This is a genomic window from Leptothoe sp. PORK10 BA2 (genome assembly GCF_034932105.1).
Taxonomy (GTDB): domain Bacteria; phylum Cyanobacteriota; class Cyanobacteriia; order Phormidesmidales; family Phormidesmidaceae; genus Leptothoe.
This window is the reverse complement of the sequence record NZ_JAYGIG010000007.1, coordinates 83,051-92,473: the sequence shown is the minus strand read 5'-3', so window position 1 is coordinate 92,473 and position 9,423 is coordinate 83,051. Positions and strand designations below refer to the sequence as shown.

The window sequence follows — 9,423 nt, the reverse complement described above, 5'->3', positions numbered from 1 at the left end:
GGATGTTCTGCCGTATTCGCGGTTACCTATCCACTCTACGCAAACAGGGGCATAACGTTCTGGATGCCCTCATGGGATTGTTCTCTGGAAACCCTATAACTCTCCTACCCCAGCCTGAGTAGTTACCTTTAGATAGGCATAGGCAAAGAAATGTTAAGTATATTTACTCACCAAGATAGGGTGTTCTTTCTTGGTCATCCTCCAGGTCATCGGTAGGCAGTCTTCCATAAATATGGGAGAGTTGTATCCTAGTCACCGCAGTGGTTTTAGCTGCCCGGCCAGGGATTTTAAGGGTCCATGACCGTAGGTTGCCATGGGAATGAGACCGCCATGGGGAGAGCCAGAGTGAGATCGCAACTCCTCCTTTTCACACCACTCACCCCTAGACCTTGTGAGCAGCCTGCTGCAATTGGCCCATGTCCGATTAGCAATCGGGTAGATCGTTCTTTCGTCCTACTTGCCCAGCTTTCTTTTTCCGGCTTAAGGAGACCCCTTGAACATTTTCAATTTCAACGTTCCTTCCCTCAGTTCGCGTACCCTCAAGCGGGAGTGGCTGCTCAATCCAAAGGCAGACCTACTGTCCGGGGCCGTGGTCGGTCTGGCGCTCATTCCTGAGGCCATCGCCTTTTCGATTATCGCTGGGGTGGATCCCAAGGTCGGTCTCTATGCCTCGTTTATTATTGCGGTGCTCACCGCCTTCCTTGGTGGACGACCGGGGTCGATCTCGGCAGCCACCGGAGCCATGGCCCTGTTGATGGTGGATTTGGTCAAAGACCATGGGCTGCAATACCTGTTGGCGGCCACCTTTTTGACGGGTATTTTGCAGGTGATATTCGGGTTCCTTAAACTGGGTCGCCAAATGAAATTTGTGCCCCGAGCCGTGATGATTGGCTACATCAATGCCCTGGCCGTACTGATCTTTTTAGCCCAGCTACCCCAGCTCACCAATGTGCCCCCCACGGTTTACGTAATCACCCTGCTGTCCCTGGGAATTATCTACATTCTCCCCCGCTTTACCCAAACGGTACCTTCCCCACTGGTGGCCCTGGCGGTGATGACCATCGCTGCGATCGCACTGCGTTTAGATGTACCCACCGTGGGGGATATGGGCGAACTACCCACGGCCCCGCCCCTGTTTGCCCTGCCCCAGGTGCCCCTCACCCTGGAAACCCTACAAATTATCTTGCCCTATTCCTTTACCCTGGCGATTGTGGGTCTGCTGGCCTCCTTCCTCACCGCTTCCCTGGTGGATGATCTGACCGACACCCCCAGCGACAAAAATCAAGAGGCCAAAGGACAGGGCATCGCCAATATTGTCACCGCCTTTTTTGGGGGGATGGCCGGGTGCGGCATGATTGGTCAGTCGGTAATCAACGTCCAGTCCGGCGGGCGGGGTCGCCTCTCCACCCTGGCCGCAGGCGTATTTTTGCTGATGGCCATTTTATTCTTGCAAGACTGGGTGAGCCAGATGCCCATGGCCGTCTTAGTGGCCGTCATGATCATGGTATCCATCGGTACCTTTCGCTGGTCCTCCTTCACCAATATGCGCCGCGTCCCCAGAAGTGAAGTGGCCGTCATGCTAACCACCATGTTTGTCATTATCTTTACCCGCAATTTCGCCCTGGGTGTGGCAACGGGTATCGTCATGAGTACGGTATTTTTCTCCCGTAAGGTGGCCAAACTGGTATTTGTTGATAAGGTACTGACGGAAGACGGTACCCGTCGGATCTACAACGTGTCAGGACAAATTTTCTTTGTGTCTCGGGATGAATTTGCAGAGTCCTTTAACTATGCTGAGCCCATTGATCAGGTGACCATTGACCTGAGCCAGGCCCAGCTGTGGGACCAGGGAGCTGTGGAAGTTCTAGACAAGGCCGTGCAAAAGTTTCGCCGTAACGGTGTAGAGGTGACTGTGGTGGGTCTCAATGAGGCTAGCTCCACCCTGCTCAACCGTCTCGCCACTGAAGATGAACTCGTCGCCAACGGGTAAACCCCAGCGCGGCTGCACCTGCCCCATCCTAGACTTCATTCCTCAGCTCAACCACAAGGATAAAACACACGTTATGAAATCGATTCTTCTATGCTCCGATGGCTCTGCATTTGCCGACGGCATTTATCGATACGGTGCCTGGTTTGCCCGCCAATTTCAAGCCCAGGCTAAGGTCTTGTTTGTCACCGACATTCGCAGCCAAAAGGTCGTTTCCACCGGTAATTTCAGCGGTAGCCTGGGCCTGGGGGCATCGGAACAACTGCTAAGCGAACTGGTTAACCTGGAGCATGAACGGGCCAAACTCAACAACCAGCGCTCTCGATTGGTTTTACAAAACGCTGGCCAGCTCCTCAAGGAGGAAGGGTTGAGCGATGTGGAACTGATCAATCAAACCGGTTTCCTCGTGGACTGCTTCCATGACTTTGAGGCGGATGCTGATTTGGTGGTGTTGGGCAAGCGGGGGGAGGCGGCGGAGTTTGCCTCAGGTCACCTGGGGGCCAACATTGATCGCATTGTGCGCAGTAGCTCCAAGCCCTGCTTGGTTACACCCAAAACCTTTGCCCCCATCGAGCGATTGTTGGTGGCCTACGACGGTAGCCCCACGGGCAAACGGGTGTTGACCTTTTTGGTGGACAGTGCCCCTGGGTTTAAGGATGTGGAAATTCATTTGCTGACGGTGACCAAGTCAGATGCGGAGGCGGTGCGATCTCAAGCACTAGACAAGGCCCAACAACAGCTGCAACAGGCTGGGCTTACCCTGACCACTAGCCAGCTCTCCGGTGACCCAGAAAAAGTGATTGCCCAATACATTGAGCAACACCACATCAGTCTCTTGCTGATGGGGGCCTACGGACACCGACGCATCCGTCACCTGGTCATCGGCAGCACCACGGTTCAACTGCTGAGAAGTGCCCATATTCCGGTGCTTTTACTGCGTTAGCCACCATCACTGAGCCGCCATCACTGAGCCGCCATCACTGAGTCGCCATCACTGAGTCGCCATAACAATGCTGAAATACGTCTGTCGCCGCTTATTAGTCGCTGTTCCGACATTATTGGCGATCAGTGTAGTAATTTTTGTGTTGCTGGCCATTGCACCCACCAATCCCCTAGGCGAACTAGCCACCAATCCCGCCATCACCCCTGAAGTGCGGGAAAACCTACGCCGTTCCCTGGGGCTAGATGAGCCGGTAATCATTCGCTATTTCAAATGGCTATGGGCCTTGATGCAGGGCAACTTTGGCTATTCCTTTGGCAGCCGTAGTCCGGTCAGTGAGCTGATTTTACAGAGATTGCCCGCCACCCTGTGGGTAATCGGCTCCGGCTATGCCCTCGCGGTGCTGATGGCAGTCCCCCTCGGCACCCTCTCCGCCCTCAAAAAAGGTACCGCCGTGGACTGGCTGATTTCCACCCTGGCCTTTGTGGGCTTTTCCCTACCGACGTTTTTTACCGGGCTGCTACTGATCTTGATCTTTAGCGTTCACCTGGGCTGGGTGCCGTTTATCTATAGCAGTACGCTGGTGGTCACTGGCTGGGCTAGCTTTCTAGAATTGGTGAGACAGTCTGTTTTGCCCATCACGGTCTTTGCCCTATTTCAAACGGCGATTTTAATGCGCTTTATCCGCACCGCCATGGCGGAGGAATTGCCCCAGAACTATGTGCGCACAGCCCGAGCCAAGGGCCTTTCCCGGTCTCGCATTTTGGGCGTTCACATCCTGCGCAATGCCTCTATTCCCGTCATTACCTTGCTTGCCCTGGATATTCCCAGCTTGTTTACGGGGTCCCTGGTGCTGGAGCAGGTATTTCGCATTCCCGGCATGGGGGCGCTACTAATCGATTCCATTAACCGGAGTGATACCCCCGTGGTAATGGCAGTGTCGTTTATTTATGCAGTGCTGGTGGTGGTGTTTAACCTGATGGCGGACCTATTGTATGGCTGGCTCGATCCCAGGGTGCGGTTGGAATAAACCGTTAGTCATCCAGCCACCCATAATCCAGCAACGCACAATAGTCGCTCCAAAAATAATTTTATTAGAAATCAATCACTGGGTATCAATAACTTCGTCTTCTCTTCAATCTTTCTTGGTGGATAGGCCAGCCTTTTGATGGAAGGGAATTATTTGAAGGTACTTGTAGGACTTAAGGATAGCCATTCGTCGATGACTTATCGGGCCAAGGATTTCTCCTCGAAAGTTGCAGAATCAATCACTATTGGATTGATTCCAGCACTGACACGCAACCTCTCCATGGCAGCCCAGGCTGTCAGAGATGGTGGGGCAACTATGCTAGAACCTGGCGCAGGGCTCATAACGAACCAAGAACGTATTAGCCAGAATCCCAATAGTTTTGGGTTCGCATTGGAACATTTGCAAGCAATCGGTTTTAACCTAAACGCCGCACTGACGAAGTCTGAGGTGAGGGCTTACCAAATCCCCGTAGATGGACTGAAATATGGCCCCGATATCTACGTTGATAAACAGGGACAGCTAATTGCACAGTTTCAAGTGAAAGCGGGGTCAACCGACTATGTAGAACGCGTGGTTACTGGTGGACATTACGCTGAGCCTATTATTACCAACGCGGAGAATGGCAACATTACGGGGGCATCGTCCACCATTAATATCGATGGCGTACAGAGTATCCCCATTCCTTTGAATTTGGCTAGGTTTGCAGCCGAACATCCCTATTCATTTAGCTGGTTACTAGAAACGGCAGCAAATGTGGGTGAAGTTGCGGGTGCCGGCGTCAGTGGGGCGACTATCAATGCCAGCATTAATGTTGTCCATGCCAGTATTCATCAGCTCGGAGCGTACTGCCGTGGTGAATCTAAACTAGATGGGGCAGTTTTGCGTCCCATTTTAATGCAGGCGTTGGCAGGGATTCAATCGGGCTTTATGCGGGGCGCTGCGGTTAAAGTATTGCAACGTTTAATGGGTGGTAATGCTGCGGCAGTTTTTGGGGTTGCGATCGCATCTGAAGCTATTCCATTACTCATTCAACTCATCCAAGGCAAAACCACCCTCAACCAAGCCTTGAAAACTATTGGCCCCCGAATATTAACCAGTGGGCTACTAACCGTCATGATTTTGCTCTTCCCACCCGTGGGGTTAGCCTTAACCACTGCATCCGTAATACAGGCTATCTGGATAGAAATTACGCCCGAATGGAAAGCAGCATTTCAAGATTGTCTACAGCACACAGCCAAAGCTGTTGGCAAAGGCGTTGATGCAGCCAAACAGGAATTAGCTCTCAATCCTTGGAACTGGCTAGGGAGTTCGTCAGCTTCAATTCATGCATCTGCCGCAGAGATGTTAGCACAGGAAACCTTGTTAGACGAGTTACTAGGAGCTTAATCATGACTGATTTCCAGCTGGGGCAAATCGTCAAAAAATTCTGTGGTGGCCATGCCCACTACGGCATTGTCCTGAGTCCAGACTATACGGTTAACTGGGTTAATAACTCCACTATTGAACTACAGCCATTAGACCCAGAGGTTTGGGATATTGCCAAATTAAAGTATGACTATTTGTCCTGGGATGAGATCAAAGCTAATATTCGTGATTTTCGTGAATCTCTAAAAACTGAGAATTCCCCTGCGTACAATCTCATCAATTTCAACTGTGAGCACTGGGCCACCTGGATGGCCACAGGGCATTCCTATTCCACCCAGGTCCTAGCCGCAAAGCGAGGCAGCCTAACATTTGTAGGCGGCGGCATGGTAGCCATTGGTTCATCCACTGGCACAGTTGTATCGGTTGCGGCACTATTGGGCGCATCAGCGTCAACAGGAACTGCCACTAGTGCGCTGAGTGGGGCAGCAGCAACCAATGCAGCGCTCGCTTGGTTAGGCGGTGGAACCCTAGCCTCTGGAGGCGGTGGTATGGCTGCAGGTGCAGCAATTGTATCTACCGTAGCCGTTGCTGGTGCGGGGTTAGCCGTTGCCGGTGTCGGCATCATTGGCTTTCAAGTGTGGAATAATTTTCATCAAAAGCAGCAGTTAGCTCTAATGGCACAAGCGTCCTCAGCTTCCGTATTTTCTGCGTTTGAACAAAAACAGCACAATATGACGATTGAGCAGCTTTTGGCGTAAGTTTGGCCCGTAGGCTGCAGCATGATTACCAAATACGGGGCAGAAAGTCAGATGTATGACTCAGTTCCACACTGTCGCCGGATTGTTGAATGACAAACAGCCCCTGGTTATGGGCGTAGGTGTCCACATCTTTGTCAATTTCGATGGCGGCCACCGCACCATAGAGCCGATAGCTGGCGTAATGGGGAAATGCTTCCTTAAATCGTTCTAAGCTACGGAGCACCTGACGAACGCTGTCTTGGGTGAGTCGGGACTTCACTTCAATGGCCACGGCAACATCATCATCTACCCCTAAAATATCAATTTCTAGATTGCGGTTTCCTCGGGCAGAACGCACCCGCTGATAGACCTCTTGCACCGCCATACCCTGTGCTTGGAATAACCGTAACGCCGCCGGAGCAACTAGGTTTTCCACAAATCGCCCCCAGCGACTACTCAGATTGTTGACCGCTTGATTTGCCTGGGCTGCTATGGACTCAGCTCGGGCTAATCGGATTTCGGCCTCAGCCGACCGCCGATCAAACTCTGCCCTGGACTCGGCCATGCTTTTTTCAAATTCAACCCTGGAGGCAGTGATGCTTTGCTCAAACTCAGCTTTGGATTGAGCGGCCCGTTGTTCTGCTTCGGCAGAATGCTGATCGGCTGCGGCAAACCGCCGATCAGCTTCCGCTTGGGAGCGTTCGAACAAGGCATAAATGTCTGCAAGGGTGACGGACTCGGACATGGGCTAAAACGTTTTCAAAACCAGAGCTGTCTTAATTTTAGCTTGAGAAATCTGATGGTAGATAGCTTTAAGACCCTAACCAGAAAAAGTAGTGAGCCCTAATCAAATAAGTATCTTCAGTTTAGGGGGAGCATCAAGTGAGACTGTAATTCTGCTTTAGTAAGCTAAGTTCTCGGTCCACTTCTAAATCAATAAATGTACGATTAAGGGGATCTAAACCATAGGAAGTCATGAGATGTTCTATTTGGGTTTCAAGGTCTCCAAGTCCCTCAACGTTGGGACTACTAGAAAGGATTTTGACCAGACGATACATACACCCAGCCACACCGATGATCTGTAAAACTGGTGCAGCGGCTGCAATTGCCGTACCAATTGGCGGACAGATCAGCGAAATAGCCACCACACCGCCGGTGACAACAGCCGCTGTGATAGCAACTTTTGCAGAAGATTTGAGCGTGTCTATGAGGGCTTGCTCAACGGATTTTTCCCCACGTTGAACAGCGATGAAGTTCTCCAAGCCACTAAATGCACATTCGATACCAAAGGCAATACCGGCTGATTTAGCGGCCTGCTGAAATACGATATTGGTACCTGCTTGCCAGTTGATCTGTGCTTTAGCGTCGAGCATCACCTGATGTTCCGCAGGCGTCATATCTTGGCCACCTCGGGCTCGATTAATGCTTGATATCTCCCAATTTCCATTACTAGGATCGGCTGAACCTCCATTGGCATAGGCTTGCCGATGGCTCCAGTCATGGGTTTGTTTGAACTGATAGATAGAGTCTATGCCTTGGCGACGAATGTTTTCAGGGATGTACTGATACATTTGCTGGGCATCTGCCCATGTGCGAGTTTCTCCAGCCCTGAGTCCTGCTTGACGGATACCGTATTTTAAACCTGACGGTAAGTGATCGAAAATCACAGGATTAGGAAGATGATAGGGAACCGAAACTCCTACAGTTGCTATCTTGTGACAATTTATGGATGGGGCTGAGCCCTGTGAACTTGCAGGTTGACCAGATACAGCAGGTAGCAGAGGAAACTGGCTCCACCAGGCTAATTTTCCAGTCTCAACATTTTTAGCAAACAGTTCTACAGTTTGAATGCCGGGAATTTGAATACGATTAAAGAAATGTTTTATTCGTTTTTCATAAATCTGTTGCTGTGGAGTTTCTTTCGTTGATTCCAAAATCAGTGATATTAAATTTTGATGCAGTTTGACCTTGAAGAGAATCTTGTCTTGACCGATTGCATGGTTTAATGCTGCAACTAATGAGGACGTATGACGCTGTTTAGCCATACGCAGTAAATTTAGCTCTGACATTATTGTTTTAAAGATTATTAAAAAGAGAACAGCTTTGTTTAATGGCGTCATCTAGACCTGCCGTGTGTACCCATCCCACATAGCCGCTAAATCTGCACTGATCGTCGATATCAACTACAAACACATGTTTAACTCCGGCACCATTTGTGTAGGTGCGTATGGTGGTGCCATCGGTCAAATGAATCTGTGTTTTGGCTTTCTTTAGATACCTTTGGCTGCTATTGGTCATGCCATTGACCTGACGGAAATAGTCAACTACGTCAGTCACTAAACTTTTAGGGTTGGCAGGTAAAGGCTCTTGGGGCTCCGTCCAAAAATTCTGAATTGTTTTCACCACATCAGAATGCATTTTCAGCTGTTTGTGAGTGACGTTATTCAAACAGACAAAGTGAGCATGATTCAGCTTTGTCGTTTCCACAGGAACTACCATGTCATAGCCTTTTTGAAACATATCTCCTGCAATAACCAGGGTGGGAATCTCGGCTGTAATGGTTTCGGCTAATGGTCGTCGATTTTGACCAAGGGGTTTGGCAATGCCGATGCCCCAACCAAAGGGATCTACCATGCGTGCTAAGTGAGCTCCGCCAATGGGCACCCCCAACAAAACCAAAGATTCTATGCGTGGCCACCATTCTCGATGACGACTCAATGCCTCAATCCAGAGGATGCCCCCTAGCGATACAGCTAGAATTCGGGCTGGGGTATCTGGGTAACGTTGAAAGGCTTCGGTGGCTGAGGTTTCTACTGTTTCTAGTAACCCTTGAAAGTCAACCACTGTATTGAGCCAGCCGAGGTTCGGAGCAACAATATAAGACTGGGGAACCTGTAACTGAGCTGCTAGATTAACCATGTCAGTGTTGTCGTCAGTCATTCCGTGTTGCGAGAAAATGATGACGTCAGGAGTTAGGTTGTCCTGTGCATTAACTCCCTCGTGCATGGTGGTGACAATTTGTTGGAGTAATGCTTTTGCTTGGTGAGGATCGTCTTTGGTCAACCGCTTTGATTCGGAGATCGCAGCATCCAAGGCATAGGTTTTATCAGCAAAATTAACCTCAAGACTGCCATACATTGGATGTTTGAGCCTGATTTGTTCTATCTGCTGGATTTTGCCATTAAGGGTCTCTGCTAAATTATTAACCAGGTCGAGGCTAGTTGAGGTCAGACCCTCCACTAAATTTCCCGTCGAAGTCAATACAACATTTGTTAATTTCAGGCTATTTTCAGCCGTATTCATTAATTCTTTGAACATCATTAGGAAAAACTGAGGAAAGGCAATCCTAAAGCAATAGTGATGC

Annotated in this window: 8 protein-coding genes; 5 read left to right on the top strand and 3 right to left on the bottom strand. The window is 50.1% G+C overall.

The annotated features are described in order from the left end of the window. The first annotated feature begins 493 nt into the window (after positions 1-493). From VB741_RS03665 to VB741_RS03645, 5 genes are all read left to right on the top strand, one after another. Positions 494-1,990 carry a SulP family inorganic anion transporter gene (locus VB741_RS03665; protein WP_323363789.1) on the top strand — a complete coding sequence of 499 codons (1,497 nt, stop codon included), beginning with the start codon at positions 494-496 and terminating at the stop codon, positions 1,988-1,990. Between the two features lie 73 nt (positions 1,991-2,063). Next, the gene (locus VB741_RS03660) at positions 2,064-2,930 is read left to right on the top strand and encodes a universal stress protein (RefSeq protein WP_323363788.1); all 867 of its coding nucleotides are present in this window, start codon (positions 2,064-2,066) and stop codon (positions 2,928-2,930) included. Positions 2,931-2,997: 67 nt separating this feature from the next. After that, complete coding sequence (locus tag VB741_RS03655; RefSeq protein ID WP_323363787.1) at positions 2,998-3,957, top strand: ABC transporter permease; 960 nt, start codon at positions 2,998-3,000, stop codon at positions 3,955-3,957. 279 nt (positions 3,958-4,236) lie between these two features. Beyond that, positions 4,237-5,343, top strand: coding sequence for a hypothetical protein (locus VB741_RS03650; RefSeq protein ID WP_323363786.1), 1,107 nt, complete (start codon positions 4,237-4,239; stop codon positions 5,341-5,343). 2 nt (positions 5,344-5,345) lie between these two features. Beyond that, a complete protein-coding gene (locus VB741_RS03645) occupies positions 5,346-6,080 on the top strand; it encodes a hypothetical protein (protein ID WP_323363785.1) in 735 nt (244 codons plus the stop codon). A 25-nt stretch (positions 6,081-6,105) separates the two neighbouring features. Here the strand turns inward: VB741_RS03645 and VB741_RS03640 are convergent, their stop codons facing one another. The 3 genes from VB741_RS03640 to VB741_RS03630 form a co-directional block, all read right to left on the bottom strand. After that, the gene (locus VB741_RS03640) at positions 6,106-6,804 is read right to left on the bottom strand and encodes a hypothetical protein (protein ID WP_323363784.1); all 699 of its coding nucleotides are present in this window, start codon (positions 6,802-6,804) and stop codon (positions 6,106-6,108) included. A gap of 133 nt (positions 6,805-6,937) precedes the next feature. Further along, complete coding sequence (locus VB741_RS03635; protein ID WP_323363783.1) at positions 6,938-8,179, bottom strand: hypothetical protein; 1,242 nt, start codon at positions 8,177-8,179, stop codon at positions 6,938-6,940. Then, entirely contained in the window at positions 8,136-9,380 is a 1,245-nt protein-coding gene (locus tag VB741_RS03630; RefSeq protein WP_323363782.1) for an alpha/beta fold hydrolase, read from the bottom strand. The genes VB741_RS03635 and VB741_RS03630 overlap by 44 nt, the downstream gene beginning before the upstream one ends. Positions 9,381-9,423 lie beyond the last annotated feature (43 nt).